This window comes from Acinetobacter sp. I-MWF (assembly GCF_025433935.1).
In the GTDB taxonomy this organism is placed as follows: domain Bacteria; phylum Pseudomonadota; class Gammaproteobacteria; order Pseudomonadales; family Moraxellaceae; genus Acinetobacter; species Acinetobacter guillouiae.
This window is the reverse complement of the sequence record NZ_JAMBAR010000014.1, coordinates 1-304: the sequence shown is the minus strand read 5'-3', so window position 1 is coordinate 304 and position 304 is coordinate 1. Positions and strand designations below refer to the sequence as shown.

Here is a 304-nt window from a genome sequence, read left to right as displayed (position 1 = left end):
GCAATCCTGGGAAACGGTAGATAAGCAGGTAAAACGACCGGATGCCCGCTAAAGCACCTTTGGCACTATAGCGGTATGCGGTCTTGACTGGACGTTTGCTGTTTAGCTGAACTTGCCGCTGATGTAATCCCCGGTCATTTGTTCGCGCGGGTTATCGAAAATCTGCGCCGTTGGGCCCATCTCAACCAAATAACCGGTGCGCGTGCCCTGAGAAATATCAACCGAGAAAAACGCCGTCGTGTCCGCAACACGGATGGCTTGCTGCATATTGTGGGTGACCAGGGCGATGGTGTAATCCTTCTTC

Annotated in this window: 1 pseudogene; it reads right to left on the bottom strand. The window is 53.0% G+C overall.

Annotated elements, in window-relative coordinates:
- Positions 1 to 102: 102 nt before the first annotated feature.
- Positions 103 to 304, bottom strand: a pseudogene (locus M2R48_RS21140) (phosphate ABC transporter ATP-binding protein); the annotation flags it as partial.